This window comes from Brevundimonas sp. GW822-FHT03E11 (assembly GCF_058801445.1).
Window position 1 is genome coordinate 53,652 of record NZ_JBXANG010000004.1, and the last position, 17,101, is coordinate 70,752.

A 17,101-nucleotide genomic window follows, 5' to 3' on the forward strand; every position below is an offset into this window, starting at 1 on the left:
GATCGCATGTTCAAAGCCATCATCGAGGCCTCCGTCCGCTTCCGCTGGTTCGTGGTGCTCGCCACGGCCCTGGTCGCGGCCTGGGGCCTGTTCCAGCTCACCAAACTGCCCATCGACGCCGTGCCGGACATCACCAACCGGCAGGTCCAGGTGACCACGGTCGCTCCGGCCCTCGCGCCCGAGCAGATCGAACGGCAGGTCACCTATCCCATCGAAACCGCCATGGCGGGCATACCGGGTCTGCAGACGACCCGGTCTCTCAGCCGCAACGGCTTCAGCCAGGTCACGGTCATCTTCACCGACCAGACCGATATCTATTTCGCCCGCCAGCAGGTCGCCGAACGTCTGGCCGGCGCGCGCGAAGCCATGCCCGAGGGGGTGGAGCCGGCCATGGCCCCCATCACCACGGGGTTGGGCGAGGTCCTGATGTGGACGGTCGATTACAAGCCGTTCAACACCGAAAACCTCGCAAAGCCCGGCCAGCCCGGTTGGCAGACCGGAGGCGCCTATCTGACCCCTGACGGCGAGCTGCTGACCACGCCCCAGGCCCGCGCCACCTATCTGCGCACGGTTCAGGACTGGATCATCGCCCCGCAGATGCGGACCGCCGCAGGCCTCGCCGGCGTCGACACCGTCGGCGGCTATGTGAAGGAGTATGCGGTTCGTCCCGATGCGGCCCGGCTCTCGGGTTACGGCCTCGGTCTGGGCGACCTGATCCAGGCGCTGGACCGGGCCAACACCCAGGCCGGCGCCGGCTATGTCCAGCGCTCCGGCGAGGCCCTGACGGTCCGCACCGACGCCTTGGCCCTCACCATCGAGGACCTCGCCCAGGCGCCGGTCGTCAATCGCGGCGGCCTGGTGGTCCGCGTCGCCGATGTCGCCACCGTCGAGATCGGCCAGGCGCCGCGTCTGGGCGGGGCCAGCCGGGACGGTCACGAGGCGGTGCTCGGCACGGCCCTGATGATCGCCGGCGGCAACAGCCGGACGGTCGCCCAGTCCGCCGGCGAGCGCCTTGAGGAGGTCCGGTCCACCCTGCCGCCCGGCATCGAGGCGGTCACGGTTCTGGATCGCTCAGCCCTGGTGAACAAGACCATCGCCACGGTCGCCAAGAACCTGACCGAAGGCGCCCTGCTGGTGATCGTGGTTCTGTTCCTGCTGCTCGGCAACATCCGCGCCGCATCGATCACCGCCCTGATGATCCCGATCAGCTTCCTGTTCGCGGTCATCGGCATGAACCGCTTCGGCATCAGTGGAAACCTGATGAGCCTCGGCGCCCTGGACTTCGGCCTTCTGGTCGATGGTGCGGTCGTCGTGGTCGAGAACACCCTGCTGATGCTCAGCCAGAAGCGGGCCGAGGCGGGGCGGATGCTGACGCGCCGCGAACGTCTCGGCGTCGCCGCCGCGGCGGCGCGCCAGATGGTCAAGCCGGCCGCCTTCGGCCAGTTGATCATCCTTCTGGTCTTCACCCCGCTGCTGATGCTCGAGGGTGTCGAGGGCAAGACCTTCATCCCGATGGGGGCGACGGTCATGCTGGCCCTGGTCGGCGCCTTCATCTTCTCCTTCACCTTCGTGCCGGCGATGACGGCCCTGCTGGTGCGGGATCCCAAGAAGGTCGAGGTCGACGAACACGGCCACGCTCACGAGCACGAGACCTTCATCCTCCGGAAGGCGCGTCGGTGGATCGAACCGGCCATCCGGTCCGCGGTCGACCGTCCGAGGATCGTTCTGGCCTCGGCGCTCGGCGCCGTCCTGATCGGCGGGATCGCCTTCACCACCCTGGGCCGGGAGTTCATCCCGACCCTGGACGAGGGCGATGTCGCCATGCAGGCGCTGCGGGTTCCGTCCGCATCGCTGGAGCAATCCCTCGCCATGCAGATGGCGCTGGAGCGGGCCATCACGGCCCAGCCGGAAGTGGAGACCATGTTCTCCCGCACCGGCACCGCGGAGGCCGCCGTCGACCCGATGCCGCCGAACATCTCGGACAGCGTCATCGTGCTGAAGGACCGCAAGGCCTGGCCGGACCCCAACCTCGAGAAGGAAGCATTGATCGCCCGCTTCGAGGAGGTCGCCTCGCGACAGATCGGGAACAGCTTCGAGTTCAGCCAGCCCATCGAACTGCGGTTCAACGAGCTGATCTCGGGGGTGCGGACCGACCTGGCCGTCATGGTCTATGGCGATGACTTCGCCACCATGCAGCAGGTCGCCGACCAGGTCGCCAACGCCTTGCGTCAGACCGAAGGTTCCGCCGACGTCCGCGTGGAACAGGCCTCCGGCCTGCCGACCCTGACGGTGAGCGTGGACCGCTTCGCGGCGGCCAACTACGGCCTGTCGGCCGCCGACGTCTCCGAAGCGGTCTCGGCCGCCATCGGCGGCGCCGAGGCCGGGCGGATCTTCGAGGGCGACCGCCGCTTCGACGTGGTGGTCCGTCTTCCGGACGATGCGCGTAACGATCCGGCGGCCCTGGCCGCCCTTCCGATTGTGTCGTCGACCGGGGTGACCGTGCCCCTGTCCTCGGTCGCCCGTATCCAGAGCGCCGAGGGACCGAACCAGATCAGCCGCAACGACGGAAGCCGCCGCATGGTGGTTCAGGCCAACGTCCGCGGGCGCGATCTGGGGGGCTTCGTCAGCGACGCCCAGCAGCAGGTCGATCAGATCCAGCTGCCGACCGGCGTGCGCCTCGACTGGGGCGGACAGTTCGAGAACCTCAAGCGCGCCGAGCAGCGTCTGGGGCTCGTCATTCCGGTCGTCTTCATATTGATCGGCATCCTGCTGTTCATGGCTTTGGGCTCCTTCGCGGAGGCGGGACTGGTGTTCGCCTGCGTGCCTCTGGCCCTGGTCGGCGGGGCCCTGGCGCTATTGCTCAGGGGGATGCCGTTCTCGGTGTCCGCTGCGGTCGGCTTCATCGCGGTCTCCGGCGTCGCCACCTTGAACGGGCTGGTGCTGATGCAGGCGATCCGCGACCGGCTGACCGCCGGCGCCGATCCCCGCAACGCCGCCATCGAGGGGGCGACAAGCCGTCTGCGGGCGGTGCTGACGACGGCCATGGTCGCCATCGTCGGTTTCATCCCGATGGCCCTCGCCCACGGGGCCGGCGCCGAGGTGCAGAAGCCTCTGGCCACTGTGGTCATCGGCGGCCTGCTGACGGCGACGGCCCTGACCCTTCTCGTCCTCCCGACCTTCGCGGCCAAGGCCGTGAAGCATCGCAAAGCCGAAGGGCTGGACGAGTGAGCGCGGCCCACGACACGGAGCGGAACCAGCGCCGCATCCTGCTGGCGGTGCTGGTTCTGAACGCCCTGTTGTTCGTGGGCCTGGGAGTCGGCGGCCTCGCCGCCGACTCCAGCGCGCTTCTGGCCAATGCGGTCGACAACGGGTCGGACGCCGCCGTCTATCTGATCAGCTTCCTCGCCGTCGGTCGGGCGCTGATCTGGAAGACCCGCGCCGCCCGGGCGTCAGGAATTATGTTGCTGATCTTCGCCGTGCTCGTCCTGCTGGACGCCTTGCGGCGCAGCCTGATCGGAACCGAACCGGTCGGCCCGACCATGATGGTCCTCGCCGTCGTGGCCGCCGTCATCAACCTCGTCTGCCTGTTGCTCATCCGTCGCCAGCATAGCGGCGACGTCAACATGAAAGCCGCCGAGACCTTCAGCCTGAACGACTTCGCCTCCAACGGCGGCATCCTCATCGCCGGCGGACTGGTGATGTGGCTCGATCAATCCTGGCCCGACCTGCTGGTCGGGGTGGTGGTCGCCGCCATCGCCGCCAAGGGCGGCCTCGAAATCCTGCGCGATGCGCGCGCGGCCTCTGACACCGGAGTGGTCAAATGACCCTTGAACCTGCAAGGAATGACGCCCGTGGCGTCTCCCCCGATCCCTCGCCTCCGCATCGGCACGACCACGCCGCCGAGGAGGGACACAGCCACGGCGACGGAGGTCTGCTGGGACCGAACACCGAGCTGATCTTCGCCCTCTCCAGCGGCGCGACGCTCGCTGTGGGGTTCCTGATCGAGCGGTTCGCACCGTCGGTTCCGGGCTGGGCGACGCTGGTCCTCTACCTGGCGGCCTATCTGTTCGGGGGCTTCTTCACGGTCGGCGAGGCGATCGAGAACCTGCGTCGCCGCCGCTTCGAGATCGACACCCTGATGCTGGTCGCCGCCGCCGGCGCTGCGGCCCTGGGCGCCTGGGCCGAAGGCGCGCTTCTCCTCTTCCTGTTCAGCCTGGGCCACGCCCTTGAGCACTATGCGCTCGGTCGCGCCAAGCGGGCGATCGAGGCGCTCGCCGCCTTGGCGCCGCGGACCGCCCATGTCCGTCGCGACGGCGAGGTCATGGAACTGCCCGTCGAGGATCTGCAGGTCGGCGACATCGTCGTCGTCCGGCCCAACGAGCGGCTACCGGCCGACGGCTTCGTCATCGCGGGAACCACCAGCGTCAATCAGGCTCCAGTCACCGGCGAAAGCATGCCGGTGGACAAGCAGGCGGTGGCGGATCGCGAGGCGGCGCGGGCGAGGCCGGCGGGTGTGGCCGCCGCTTCGGTCGTGTTCGCCGGAACGATCAACGGCGCCGGAGCCATCGAGATCGAGACCACGCGGCGGTCAGACGACACCACCCTGGCCAAGGTGGTGAGGATGGTCAGCGAGGCCGAAACCCAGAAGTCTCCGACCCAGAGGTTCACCGATCGCTTCGAACGCGTCTTCGTCCCTCTCGTCCTGGGCCTGGCCTTTGTCCTGTTGTTCGCCTGGGTCGTCGTCGATGAGCCGTTCCGCGACAGCTTCTATCGCGCCATGGCCGTCCTGGTCGCCGCCAGCCCCTGCGCTCTCGCCATCGCCACCCCCAGCGCCGTGCTGTCCGGGGTCGCACGGGCGGCCCGCGCCGGGGTGCTGATCAAGGGCGGGGCGCCGCTGGAGAACCTCGGCGCGCTGGACGCCATCGCCTTCGACAAGACCGGCACCCTCACCGAGGGGCGGCCACGCATCACCGAGGTGGTCCCGTTGGGCCGGACGACCGAGCAAGATCTGTTGCGCATCGCCATCGCTGTCGAACGTCTCAGCGATCACCCTTTGGCCGAGGCGATCGTGAGGGACGGGATCGGACGCGTGGTCGGATCCTGGGGGGCGAAAGCCGAGAACTTGCGCAGCCTCACCGGCAAGGGCGTGATAGCCGAGGTCGATGGCGAGACGGTCTGGATCGGCAAGCCGGAAATGTTCGGCGCCGACGACGTAGCGCCGCTCGGACCCGATGCCGAGATCGCGGTCGCCGGCCTGCGCAATCAGGGCCGGACCCTGATGGTGGTCCGCAAGGGCGCCCAGGATCTCGGCGTGATCGGCCTGCTGGACACGCCGCGTCCGAAGGTTCGGGAAACCCTTACGGCGCTGCGGGCTCTGGGCATCCGCCGGATGATCATGATTTCCGGCGACCACCAGAAGGCGGCGCAGGCCGTCGCCGGCCAGGTCGGCCTGACCGAGGCCTGGGGCGACCTGATGCCCGAAGACAAGGTCGAGGCGATCCGGAAACTGCGCGCCGAGGCGGCGGTCGCCATGGTCGGGGATGGCGTCAATGACGCGCCGGCGATGGCGACGGCGACCGTGGGCGTAGCCATGGGCGCGGCCGGGTCGGATGTCGCCCTGGAGACGGCGGACGTCGCCCTGATGGCGGACGACCTGTCGAAACTGCCGTTCACGGTGGGGCTCGGCCGTCAGACGCGCCGCATCATCCGTCAGAACCTCTTCGTCAGCCTCGGTGTCGTCGCCTTCCTGGTCCCGGCCACCATCCTGGGTCTCGGCATAGGGCCCGCCGTGGCCCTGCACGAAGGCTCGACCCTCCTGGTCGTCTTCAACGCCCTGCGACTGCTCGCCTGGCGCGATCCCCGTCCCGCGTCCTGAAATCTGAACCAATCGAACTGGAGACCCTCATGAAACGTTTCGGATGGGCCAGCGTGATCGCGCTCTTCCTCCTCGTCTCGGTGTTCGCCTTCGGGATGATCTCCCGGCAGAACGCCGCGCCTCCCCCGGCGGGGGCGCCGATCGACGCGCGCCCGGTGGACGCCCATGCGGGCCACGCCGACGCCGCGTCGGACAGCCCGGCCACCCGGTCCTACAAGGAGGCGAACGAGCGCATGCACCTGGCGATGGAGATTGACTACAGCGGCGACGCCGATGTCGACTTCATGCGCGGGATGATCGCCCACCATGAAGGGGCGGTGGCCATGGCTCGCATCGCGCTGGAGCATGGCGCGGACCCCGAGGTGCGCGGACTGGCCGAAGAGGTCATCCGCACCCAGGAGGCGGAGATTGTGCGCATGCGGGTCTGGCTCGCCAATCGCGCCGCTCGTCCCGCGGAACCGGCGAACTGAACCATGGGCGGCAAACGCTCACCCATTCGCAGCCAGGCGCCACGCTGGCGGCCGGGCCGCTATCGCGGTCGCGGACGCTTCAAACGCCGCGACCGTCCCCGGCCGTTCGATCCCGTCCCGGACACCCTGATCGCCGCCGGCTGCAGCCTCGTGGCGGGTCTGGTCGTCTGCGTCATCGCCGTGCCGCTCGCGGCGACGTATCGGATCCCGCTCTACGCGCCGTTCGCCGTGGTGATGCTGTTGCTGACGGCGATAACCTACCGCGTCGCGGGACGGGACAAGGCGGGATGGGTGATGGCCGGCGCAATGGCGCTTGTCTGCGTTCTCGGCGCGACGGCGCTCTACATCGCTCGCGATGAGATCCGTTTCACCCCACGCCACCATCACCCGGCGAAGGCGGCGAGCGCGCGCTAGACCGGCTGGAGCGGCCGCGCCCGGTTCGCGCGCGCGAGATTGAGCAGATGGGCGAGAACCAGGCTCACCCCGCCGGCGATCGTGGCGAAGGGCGCGCTCCCGGCGGTCGGCAGTTCCGCCGCGCCGGCGATGAGGGCGGCGATGCCGAGCCCGGCCAGCAGACGAAGGGCGGTCGGCGCCGCGACGCGCGGTCTGACGAGGGCGACCCAGGCCGCGACCGCCGCGATGGCTGCGAGGGTCCAGTGAAGCCATTCGCCACCGGCGAGCCCCGCCACGGGCAGGAGGCTGAGCACCCCCACACTGGACAGGCAGTGGGCCACGCAGGCGACGGACAGGCCAGCGCCGATGAGGTCGGCCTGGCGGGTGCGATCGAGGCTGGAGCCGGGGGAGGGCATACAAGTATGTTATCTTGTAACGCGTCGCCGCTCCAGCGAAATATCGACCCGGCCGCTCTCGACGGCTGGAAATGACGCGGAAAGCGGACCACATGTCCGGTACTCTCCCGGAGTATATGATCGAGGCGACCCCGCGATGTTCTCTCCCTTGTCCAATCCGGCCTACCGCCGCCTTTTCATCGCCCAGGTCTCGGCGCTCCTGGGGACTGGCATGGCGACCGTCGCGCTCGGCCTGCTGGCGCACGATCTGGCCGGCGCCAGCGCCGGGGAAATCCTCGGGGCGGCGCTGTCGATCAAGATGGTCGCCTATATCGCCGTAGCGCCCTTCGCGAGCGCAATCGCGGCCCGACTGCCGCGCAAGACCCTGCTGGTCTCGCTGGATGTGGTCAGGGCGGGCGTGGCGATCACCCTGCCGTTCGTCGGCGCGGCCTGGCAGGTGTATGCGCTGATGGCGGGGCTCTACACGGCCTCGGCCGCCTTCACTCCGGCCTTCCAGGCGATGATCCCCGACCTGCTGGAAGACGAGGGGGAGTATACCAAGGCGCTGTCGCTCTCGCGTCTCGCGGCGGATCTGGAAAGCGTGGCGAGCCCCGTTCTGGCGGCTCTGCTGCTTGCCTTCATCAGCTACAACAATCTGTTCCTCGGCACCGCGCTCGGGTTCGCGCTCTCCGCAGCCTTCGTGATCCGGGCCGTGCTGCCACGCGCTTCGGGGGCGGCGCCTCTGCCGTTCATGCGGCGGCTGACCGGCGGCGTCCGGTTGTTCGCCCTGACCCCGAGACTGAGAGGGCTCCTGGCGGTCGGCCTCGCCACGGCGGCCGGCGGGGCCATGGTGTTCGTGAATACGGTGGTTCTCGTCCAGAGCAGCTTCGGCCTGTCGCAACAGGCGACGGCCTGGGCCTTGGCGGCGTTCGGGGTCGGGTCGATGACCGCGGCACTGGCGCTCCCGAAGGTGCTTGAACGGGTGACCGACCGGACCGCGATGATCGCCGGCGCGGCGGTCATGACAGGAGTGCTGCTGCTGGGCGCCTTCGCGGCGACGACCTATGCGATCCTCATCGGCCTGTGGATCGTGATGGGGTTCGGCTATTCGCTGACGATCACTCCCGCGGGCCGGGCGCTGCGGCGCTCTTCGACGGGTGCGGACCGGCCCTCCCTGTTCGCCGCCCAGTTCGCCCTGTCCCATGCCTGCTGGTTGATCGCCTACCCCGTCGCGGGCCTGGTCTCCGCCGAAGCGGATCCGCGGGCGGCCTTCCTGGTTCTGGCGGCGCTCTGCGCGGTGGGCGTGGTTCTCGCCCTCGTCGTCTGGCCGAAGTACGACCCGGCCAATCTGGCCCACGCTCATGACGAGCTGGATGCGGATCATCCCCATCTGGCCGAGGGAGACCGTCCGCATTCCCGTTCGCGGTGGCACGCCCATCCCGTCGTGATCGACGATGAGCATCCGCGTTGGCCGGATCGGGACGATAAGTGATGGCGGGGCGCTGCAGGGGGGTTCCGCGCCCCGCCATCTGACCAGCCGACTGGCGGCGGCTGATCGTCAAACGGGTCAGACCACCCGCTTGATCTCGGTATAGGCGCCTTCCGTCCGGACGGTGATGGTCACCGTCTGGCCCGTGCGGTTGCGCCAGAACCAGCCGTGGCTGCCGGTGAAGGCGGCCGTCAGTTCACCCGACTGCTGCAGGTCCGTTCCCTTGCCATAGCCGTGGTAGCGAAGGCCCGGACGGTCGGCGTGGGTGTCGTAGTTCACGGCCCCGCCGTTGCTGGTCCAGGTGAAGCGGACCTTGGCGCCCTCGGCCATATCCATCTTCAGCTCGGCGCCCTGATTGGGGGCCAGTTCGATCACGGTTTCGTCCGAGCGGACGCCGGCCGCTGCGGCATCCGCCGTGACGGGCTGAGCGATCGGCGCGGCTGGCGTTCCCGCCGGGGCCGGGGCGGAGGTCAGGGGCGGGGCGGCGGCGACACCCGAGGTCTGACCGGCGGCGGCCTCCGCCGCAGCATCCGCTTCGGCCTCGAGGGCGAGCTGGCGTTTCAGCTGACCCATTTCGGTCAGGCCGAAGACCGAGCCGATGCGAGTTGGGTCGACGCCATACTCAGCCGGCAACACGACGGTGACCAGAATGGCCCCGGCGACGACGGCGGCGATGCCGGTGGATTTCAGGAGCTCCGCCGTGGTCGGCAGCTGGTCGCGGGTGGGTCGGTTTGCGTTGTACATGGAGGGGCTCCGATCACATGACGAAGAAGCCGACGAGCTGGTAGCCCGTCAGAATGAAGCCGAGGCACATCACCACGGCGTTGGTCAGGTAGGCGTGCTTCCAGAAGCTGTTCGACCGGCGCCAGAAGCCCATCAGGATGAGGATGCCGCCGAGGGCCAGAAGCTGTCCGGCCTCGACCCCGATGTTGAAGGCGATCAGATTGCCGAGCAGGCCGTCAGGCGACATCTGGAAGTCCTGCAGCTTGGTCGCCAGACCGAAGCCGTGGAACAGGCCGAAGATCAGGGTCGCCGCCTTGGTAGAGGGCTGGAAGCCGAACCAGCGCTGGAAGGCGCCCATGTTGTCGAGCGCCTTGTAGACGACCGACAGACCGATGATGGCGTCCACGATGTAGCTGGACACACTGATGTCGGTCAGGACGCCCAGCAGAAGCGTGGACGAGTGGCCGATGGCGAACAGCGTCACATAGATCGAGATGTCCTTCATCTTGTAGAGGAAGAAGATCACTCCGAAGAGGAACAGCAGGTGGTCGTAGCCGGTGACCATGTGCTTGGCCCCCAGATAGACGAAGGGCCAGAACAGGAAGCCGGAGGTCTCCTGGATGTAGCCCTTGTCGCCCTCGGCGACGCCGTGGGCCAGGGCCTGGCTGAAGGCGCCGTCGAGCAGCATGAAGCCGAGCACGAGAAGCAGCGCCGTCCAGGGGGATCGGAGCCACGACCAGGAGTCGCGGCGCAGGGTAGACGTCATGATTGACCTCTCTCAGGTTTGGGGGAGGGGGTAAGGAAAAGGCTGCGGATCAGGGCGCGCGCCGGACGCTCCCAGAAGGCATGCAGCGCGAAGGCGCAGGCGACAGTGAGCGCCAGCAGAAGAGCCGCTTCGGACGCGGACATCCGGTAGGTGCTGTCGATGCCGCCCAGCATCGCCATGCCGTTCTTCCAGATGATCAGAAGCGGCAGATGGACGAGGTACAGGGCGTAGGAGGCTTCGCCGGCCTCCAGCAGCAGCGGGTGGTTGAAGACGCTGTCGTCCTCGGCCCGATCCCACAGGGCGAGGCCGAGAATGACGGCGCCCGACATCGCCACGATCAACCGCTCGTCGGCGCTGATCGCCATCAGGCAAAGCAGCGCGGCGAGCGAGCCGATCGCGGCGAGCGTCGCGGTCCGGCGACCGCACCGGATGCGGCTGCCGAGCTGGTAGAGGCCGATCCCGAACAGAAACTCGGGAATGATCCTCAGCACCCCGAGCACCAGTTCGGCGTGGGTCAGCTGATCCTTGAAGACCCAGCGGTAAACGCCGTCGATCAACAGGAACAGGCCGACGGACAGAGCGATCGTCACCCAGGGCCGGCGGCCCGCCTTCAGTCCGATGTAGGCGAACACGGGGAAGGCCAGATAGGCGGCCCATTCAGCGGAAAGCGACCACGACGGCCCGTTCCACTCGTTGGGGACGGTGGCCGGGAACCAGGCGTGGGTCAGGAACAGCGCGGACAGGAAGCCCGGCAGGGAGTAGCTGTCATTCGCGAACGGCTGCCCCAGCGCGATCGCGACGAGGACGATGATCGCCATCACGACCATCATGGCGAGGTGGGCCGGATAGATCCGGGCCAGCCGCGCGATGAGGAAGCGCTTGTGATTGTAGGTCCCGCTCCGCACCTGACGCCCGTAGACGTGGGCCAGGATGAAACCCGACAGGATGAAGAAGAAATCGACCGCGAGGCGCGCGCGTTCGATCAGCGCGATGCCCGTCCCGCCCTCGGGGACCATGTTCAGCTGGTAGTGGAAGAGCACGACGCCGAGGGCGAGCCAGAACCGGATGCCGGTCAGGGCCGGCAGCCGGCTCGGGAAGGCCGGCGCCGACGCGTTGGGGACCGCGTCGGCGCCGCTCCCGCTCTTCCGGGGAAGAGCGGGGCCCATCAGACGCTCCGTTTCCGGAACGGCAGACGATCCATCCACGAGGTGCGGGGCGCGCCGTCCGTGGGGCGCTCACGGCCGTGGACGAGGCTGTAAAGCGCCGGCAGGACCAGCAGGGTCAGGATCGTCGACGAGATGATCCCGCCGATGACGACCGTCGCCAGCGGACGCTGGACCTCGGCGCCGGCTCCGACGTTCACAGCCATCGGGACGAACCCGAGACTGGCCACCAGGGCCGTCATCAGAACCGGCCGAAGCCGGGTCAGGGCGCCTTCGCGGATGGCCTCGGGGACGGGCTTGCCCTGCTGGATCAGCGACCGGATGAAGGTCACCATCACCAGGCCGTTCAGGACGGCCACGCCGGACAGGGCGATGAAGCCGACGCCCGCCGAGATGGAAAGCGGCAGACCCCGCAGAGCCAGGGCCGCGACCCCGCCGGTGAGCGCCAGAGGCACGCCGGAGAAGACGATGGCGCTGTCCTTCACCGAACGGAACAGGGCGAACAGCAGGCCAAAGATCAGCAGCAGGACCGCCGGGACCACCAGCTGCAGACGGTTGGCGGCCGAGATCAGCTGCTCGAACGTCCCGCCGTAGGTGACCCAGTAGCCTTCCGGAAGCTGGACTTCTCGTTCGACCCGTTCACGGGTCTCGCCGATGAACGAACCGAGATCCCGACCCCGAACATTGGTGGTCACCACGATGCGGCGTTTGCCGTCCTCGCGGCTGATCTGGTTCGGGCCGGTCTCCAGCGCGATCGTGGCGATCTCGCTGAGGGGGACGAACCCGCGCGACACGCCTTCCGCGCCGGGCAGGGGGATCTGCAGCCGGCCGATGGCGTCCGTGTTGCGGCGCAGATCCTCGGGAAGCCGGACGACGATGTCGAAACGGCGGTCGCCCTCGAAGATCTGACCCGCCGTCGTGCCGCCCATGGAGGTGGCGATGACGGACTGGACGTCCTCCATGCTGAGGCCGAGGCGGGCGATGGCCGCCCGGTCCGGCGTGATCTGCAGAATCGGGAGGCCGGTGACCTGCTCCGCCTGCGGATCGGCCGAACCGGGGATCCCCGCGACGATTTCCTGGATTTGCGAGCCGAGCTCGACCAACTGGTCCAGATCATCGCCATGGACCTTGATGGCCACGTCGGCGCGCACCCCCGAAAGGAGTTCGTTGAAACGCATCTGGATGGGCTGGGTGAACTCATAGTTCGAGCCCGGAATGGCGGCGACCGCTTCCTCCATCTCCGCCACGAGCTGCGTCTTCGGCTTGCGGGGGTCCGGCCAGTCCTTGCGATCCTTGAGCAGGACGTAGGTGTCCGCCACGGAGGGCGGCATCGGGTCGGTTGCGACCTCCGCCGTACCGATCTTGGCCACCACGCGCTCGACTTCCGGAAACTGCGCGATGCGGGCTTCCAGAGCCGTCTGCATCTCGATCGCCTGCCCCAGGCTGGTGCCCGGAATACGCAGGGCGTGAAGGGCGATGTCGCCCTCATCCAGATTGGGCACGAACTCCGAACCCATCCGCGATGCGCCGAACAGGGCGAGCGCGACCAGGGCCACGGCGCCGCCCACCATGAGGGTCCGGGTGCGCAGGGCGAAGTCCAGCGCCGGCTGATAGCCGACACGGGCCCAGCGCATCAGGAAGGGATCCTTCTCCTGGACCTTTCCGGTGACGAACATGGCCACCGCGGCGGGCACGAAGGTCAGCGACAACAGCAGGGCGCAGGTCAGGGCGATCACGACGGTGAGCGCCATCGGGTGGAACATCTTCCCTTCCACCCCTTCCAGGGCGAAGATCGGGACATAGACGAGCGTGATGATCAGGATGCCGAAGAGCGACGGCCGGATGACCTCGCTGGACGCCGAGGACGCCAGCTCGAACCGTTCCTCCCGCGTCAGCAGTCGGCCGAGGCGATGCTGGGCCTCCGAGAAGCGGCGCAGGCAGTTCTCGACGATGATGACGGCGCCATCGACGATGAGACCGAAGTCCAGGGCACCGAGGCTCATCAGATTGCCCGAGACGCCGGTCCTCACCATCCCCGTCATGGTCATCAGCATGGTCACCGGAATGACCGCAGCCGTGATCAGGGCGGCGCGGATGTTCCCGAGCAGCAGGAACAGCACGACGATGACCAGCAGGGCCCCTTCCGCGAGGTTCTTGGCGACCGTCTTGATCGCACGCTCGACGAGATCGGTCCGGTCATAGACGGGGCGCGCGATGACGCCGGCGGGCAGCGCCTTGGCGGCCTCCTCCAGGCGGGCGGAGGCGGCCTGCGCGACCACCCGGCTGTTTTCACCCGCCAGCATCAGGACAGTGGCGAGGACCGTCTCGCGGCCGTCCTCTGTCGCCGCGCCGGTCCGCAGTTCCTCACCGACGCCGACATCCGCGACCTCTGCGATCCGGATCGGAACGCCGCCTCGGGTGGTGATGACGATGTTGGAGAGGTCTTCAGGCGTGGAGGCCTGGCCGGGAACGCGGATCAGCCATTGTTCGCCATATCGCTCGACATAGCCGGCGCCGACGTTGGCGTTGTTGCGCTCCAGCGCCGACACGACGTCCGCCATGGTGACGCCGAAGGCGGCCAGACGGTCGGGGTTGGGCGTGACGTGATACTGTCGCTCGAAGCCGCCGATGGTGTTGACCTCGGTGACGCCGGGCGTGTTGCGCATCTGCGGACGGATGACCCAGTCCTGCAGGGTGCGCAGATCTTCAGGCGTATAGGCCGTACCGTCGGGCTTGCGGGCGTTGGGCTCGGCCTCGATCGTGTACATGAAGATCTCGCCCAGACCCGTCGCGATGGGGCCGAGCTCGGGCGAAGAGCCCGGCGGCAGTTGGCTGAGGGCGCTTTGCAGACGCTCATTGACCAGCTGTCGGGCGCGGTAGATGTCCGTGCCGTCCTCGAAGACGACGGTCACCTGGCTCAGGCCGTAGCGCGAGATCGAGCGCGTGTAGGACAGGCCCGGTATGCCCGCGATGGCGGTCTCGACCGGGAAGGTGATCCGTTGCTCGGCTTCGAGCGGAGAATAGCCAGGAGCCTCGGTGTTGATCTGGACCTGGACGTTGGTGATGTCCGGCGTCGCGTCGATCGGCAGGCGCTGGTAGCTCCAGACGCCGACCACGCAGGCCAGAAGGACGAAGGCGAGGACGACCCAGCGGAAGCGGATCGACGACGCGATGATGCGTTCAAGCATGGTTCGCGCTCCGCCTAGTGGTCGTGGCTCGCGCCGGACTTGTCGATGTCCGCGCGGATCAGGAAGGCGCCGTCAGTGACGTAGGTCGTGCCCGGTTCGATACCGCCCAAAACCTCGGTCCATTCATCGGTCCTGCGACCGAGATCGAGCATGCGCACCTCATAGGTGTCGCCGACCTTGGCGTAGACGACGGTGAAGTCCCGGAAGGGCTGGAGCGCGCGCGTGCGAACGGCCAGCGGCACGTCTCCCGCGCCGATCTGCACCTCTCCGGACACCCCCAGTCCAGGGCGCCAGGCCCCGGCCTGAACGGGTAGATGCACATGCGCCACCAGGGTCTGGCTCAGCACGTCCGCCGCCGGAAGGATCGCTTCGATGGTGGCGGTCGCGCGGTGGTCGCCGGCAAGGCTGCGGACCTCGACCCTCTGGCCCACCCGCACGCGTTCCGCGTCGCGCGGATACAGGAAGAACTCCGCGTGCAACTGCGTCGGGTCGCCGATCTCCAGCATCGGCTGGCCGTTGCCCGTGATCTGGCCCGGGTTGGCGTTCTTCACGGTGATCACGCCCGAGATCGGCGCGGTCACGGTGTAGGTCTGCAGGCTCTCGCTTGATTCAACGCGCGCGAGGACCTGGCCGCGGCTCACCCGCTGGCCGAGCTCGACGTTCAGCGAGACGATCCGGCCCGGATAGCGGGCGTGGACCTCGGCCATGCCTTCCGGCTTGATCTCGACCCGGCCGCTCAGCGACAGGGTCTCGCCCAGGGTGGCCCCGCCGACCTGTTCGGTCTTCACACCCCCGGCTTGAGCCGCGGCGGCGGCGATCGTCGTCCGTCCCTCATAGGACTGGTAGGTCCAGTTCGAGCGGCGGCCCTGATGCGTCGCATTGACGGCGACGTCGAAGGAGTGCGGCTCGGTGACGACGCCCGGGCTGGTGAGGTAGTCATTCTCCGCCGTGAAGGCGAAGCGATCGACGGACGGCCCCAGCCGGGTGAGGGCCATGGCCGCCTGGACCTCTCCGGGGGCGACCGGCTTGTCGTTCAGATACGGATAGAGCCGGAAGATGGGCTCCGGACCGTCCTCATAGATGGTGACCTCAAGGGCGAAGTCGCCGTCCCTGAGCATGCGGCCGTTATGCGGACCGCGCTCATAGTCGGCGGCGGCCGCCGCTTCCGCCTCGGCGCCTTTCTCGGGCGCGGCGCCGCCCTGGCCGCAGGCGGCCAGAAGCAGGGCGAGACTGGAGATCGCCGCCCCGGAGGCGCGGCGGATCGGATAGGTTTTCTTCATGGTTGGATCTCCAGGCCGACGAGATCGGCGTGTGCGCCCGTCAGGCGCTCGAGGCGCGCGCGGTCGTTGTGAAATTCTTGCAGGACGGAGACGCGCCGGGCTCGCGCCTGCAGCAGGGCGGTCTGGGCGGACATCACGTCGTTGTAGGTGAAGCCCCCTCGCGCGAAGCCGTCCCGGACCAGCCGCACGGCGCGCTCGGCCTGGGGGATGGTCTCTTCGGAGATGCGTCGGACCTCACTCGCCCGCGCGGCGAGCTGCACCTGGAGACGGAGAATCTCCCGCTCCCGCTCGGCCGCGAACGCCCGGCTGTCCGCCTGGGCGGCGACCCCTTCGGCGCGAGCGCGGTCGATAGCGCCCTGATTGCGATCATAGCGCTGCAAGGGGATCGAGCCGCCGAACACCAGGGCGACTTCATTGTCCCAGATGTGCCGGACGCCGACCTGTACCGTCGGATCGGCGACGGCGCGCGCTTCCTCGACGCGCACCTGGGCGTCGGCGATGAGGCGCCGTGCGTTGAAGACGGCGAGATCGACCGGGGCCACCGGTCCGGCCTCCAGCCTTGATGCGGAAGTGTCTTCGAACAGGCTTGAGCCCAGGGTGAAGTCGGATCGACCGCCCCAGAACAGGCTCAGGTTCGCGCGCGTCAGCCGTGCGGTGATCTCGGCCTGGTCGAAATCGATCTGGGCCTGGGCCAGTTCGGCCTCGGCCCGGGCGCCTGCGAACAGCGGGTCGCGTGCGGCGCCGACCCGACGCAGGACCTCCGTAGAGAAGGCCTCGGCGAGGTCCAGACGCTCGCGGGCGATCTCCACCGCAGCTTCGGCCGCCAAGGCTTCAGCCCAGGCGCGCTGAACCTGTTCGAGGCGATCGAGCAGGGCGACCTGGGCTTCGGCGACGACGAGGTCGCCTTCCGCCCGGGCCAGGGCCGTCCGGGCCGGCCGGTCGCCGCCACGCTCGAGGCGTTGCTCGTAGGTGAGCGTGGTCTCCGTCCGGTTCAGGATGTCGCCGCCGCCGAGCGTCGGGAGGTTTTCGACCATGAGGCCGAGCGTCGGATTGGGCCGGACGTCAGCCTGACGAACCCCGGCTTCCGCCGCGCGTTGCCGCGCCGCGAGACCCGGCCGGGCAGGATCGGCCTGGGCGGCGAGGGACAGGGCGTCGCGCAAGGTGAGCGTCGCGGGTTGGGCGACAGACGGGGAGGTCGGCGAGGTCTGGGCGTACGCCGATGCAGGGGCGAGCGTCGCCCCCAGGGCGAGTGCGAGCACAGACGCAGCTGTGGCGCGCACCCGCCGTCCGGCGAGGCCGGATGCAGGGTGGTTCAAGGAAATTCTCCAAACAGGGCGCGCGCGGCCGCAGCCGCGCAAG

The 17,101-nt window shown here is 68.6% G+C and carries 13 protein-coding genes; 6 read left to right on the forward strand and 7 right to left on the reverse strand.

Features of this window, described 5'->3' with window-relative positions; genetic code table 11:
- The first annotated feature begins 6 nt into the window (after positions 1-6).
- From AC1RKE_RS07930 to AC1RKE_RS07950, 5 genes are read left to right on the forward strand one after another with little or no spacing between them, the layout of a single operon-like run.
- Positions 7-3,228 (forward strand): efflux RND transporter permease subunit, encoded by a 3,222-nt coding sequence (locus AC1RKE_RS07930; protein ID WP_492896783.1) that lies wholly within the window; start codon positions 7-9, stop codon positions 3,226-3,228.
- Complete coding sequence (locus AC1RKE_RS07935) at positions 3,225-3,824, forward strand: cation efflux transmembrane domain-containing protein (RefSeq protein ID WP_348684753.1); 600 nt, start codon at positions 3,225-3,227, stop codon at positions 3,822-3,824. The genes AC1RKE_RS07930 and AC1RKE_RS07935 overlap by 4 nt, the downstream gene beginning before the upstream one ends.
- Positions 3,821-5,875 (forward strand): heavy metal translocating P-type ATPase, encoded by a 2,055-nt coding sequence (locus AC1RKE_RS07940; RefSeq protein ID WP_492896786.1) that lies wholly within the window; start codon positions 3,821-3,823, stop codon positions 5,873-5,875. The genes AC1RKE_RS07935 and AC1RKE_RS07940 overlap by 4 nt, the downstream gene beginning before the upstream one ends.
- A gap of 29 nt (positions 5,876-5,904) precedes the next feature.
- Positions 5,905-6,345 carry a CopM family metallochaperone gene (gene copM / locus AC1RKE_RS07945; protein ID WP_348684171.1) on the forward strand — a complete coding sequence of 147 codons (441 nt, stop codon included), beginning with the start codon at positions 5,905-5,907 and terminating at the stop codon, positions 6,343-6,345.
- A gap of 3 nt (positions 6,346-6,348) precedes the next feature.
- Positions 6,349-6,759 (forward strand): hypothetical protein, encoded by a 411-nt coding sequence (locus tag AC1RKE_RS07950; RefSeq protein ID WP_348684169.1) that lies wholly within the window; start codon positions 6,349-6,351, stop codon positions 6,757-6,759.
- On the opposite strand, the gene AC1RKE_RS07955 is transcribed toward AC1RKE_RS07950, so the two are convergent.
- Complete coding sequence (locus tag AC1RKE_RS07955) at positions 6,756-7,154, reverse strand: MerC family mercury resistance protein (protein ID WP_348684167.1); 399 nt, start codon at positions 7,152-7,154, stop codon at positions 6,756-6,758. The two genes, AC1RKE_RS07950 and AC1RKE_RS07955, sit on opposite strands and share 4 nt — an antisense overlap.
- A gap of 136 nt (positions 7,155-7,290) precedes the next feature.
- Here AC1RKE_RS07955 and AC1RKE_RS07960 point away from each other — a divergent pair, with 136 nt between their 5' ends.
- Entirely contained in the window at positions 7,291-8,625 is a 1,335-nt protein-coding gene (locus tag AC1RKE_RS07960; protein ID WP_483458128.1) for an MFS transporter, read from the forward strand.
- A 75-nt stretch (positions 8,626-8,700) separates the two neighbouring features.
- Here AC1RKE_RS07960 and AC1RKE_RS07965 read toward each other — a convergent pair whose 3' ends face one another.
- Genes AC1RKE_RS07965 through AC1RKE_RS07990 form a run of 6 tightly spaced genes read right to left on the reverse strand, consistent with a single transcriptional unit; the run spans position 8,701 to position 17,058 of the window.
- The gene (locus AC1RKE_RS07965; RefSeq protein ID WP_348684165.1) at positions 8,701-9,366 is read right to left on the reverse strand and encodes a transmembrane anchor protein; all 666 of its coding nucleotides are present in this window, start codon (positions 9,364-9,366) and stop codon (positions 8,701-8,703) included.
- Positions 9,367-9,379: 13 nt separating this feature from the next.
- Positions 9,380-10,111, reverse strand: a complete 732-nt coding sequence (locus tag AC1RKE_RS07970) for a HupE/UreJ family protein (protein WP_348684163.1) — start codon at positions 10,109-10,111, stop codon at positions 9,380-9,382.
- Positions 10,108-11,277: an acyltransferase family protein gene (locus AC1RKE_RS07975; protein WP_348684161.1), complete on the reverse strand. Its 1,170-nt coding sequence runs from the start codon at positions 11,275-11,277 to the stop codon at positions 10,108-10,110. Before AC1RKE_RS07975 ends, AC1RKE_RS07970 begins: the two co-directional genes overlap by 4 nt.
- A complete protein-coding gene (locus AC1RKE_RS07980) occupies positions 11,277-14,462 on the reverse strand; it encodes an efflux RND transporter permease subunit (protein ID WP_348684159.1) in 3,186 nt (1,061 codons plus the stop codon). Before AC1RKE_RS07980 ends, AC1RKE_RS07975 begins: the two co-directional genes overlap by 1 nt.
- Before the next feature lie 14 nt (positions 14,463-14,476).
- Positions 14,477-15,742 (reverse strand): efflux RND transporter periplasmic adaptor subunit, encoded by a 1,266-nt coding sequence (locus AC1RKE_RS07985; RefSeq protein WP_492896791.1) that lies wholly within the window; start codon positions 15,740-15,742, stop codon positions 14,477-14,479.
- A complete protein-coding gene (locus AC1RKE_RS07990) occupies positions 15,739-17,058 on the reverse strand; it encodes a TolC family protein (RefSeq protein ID WP_348684527.1) in 1,320 nt (439 codons plus the stop codon). The genes AC1RKE_RS07985 and AC1RKE_RS07990 overlap by 4 nt, the downstream gene beginning before the upstream one ends.
- Positions 17,059-17,101: the final 43 nt, after the last annotated feature.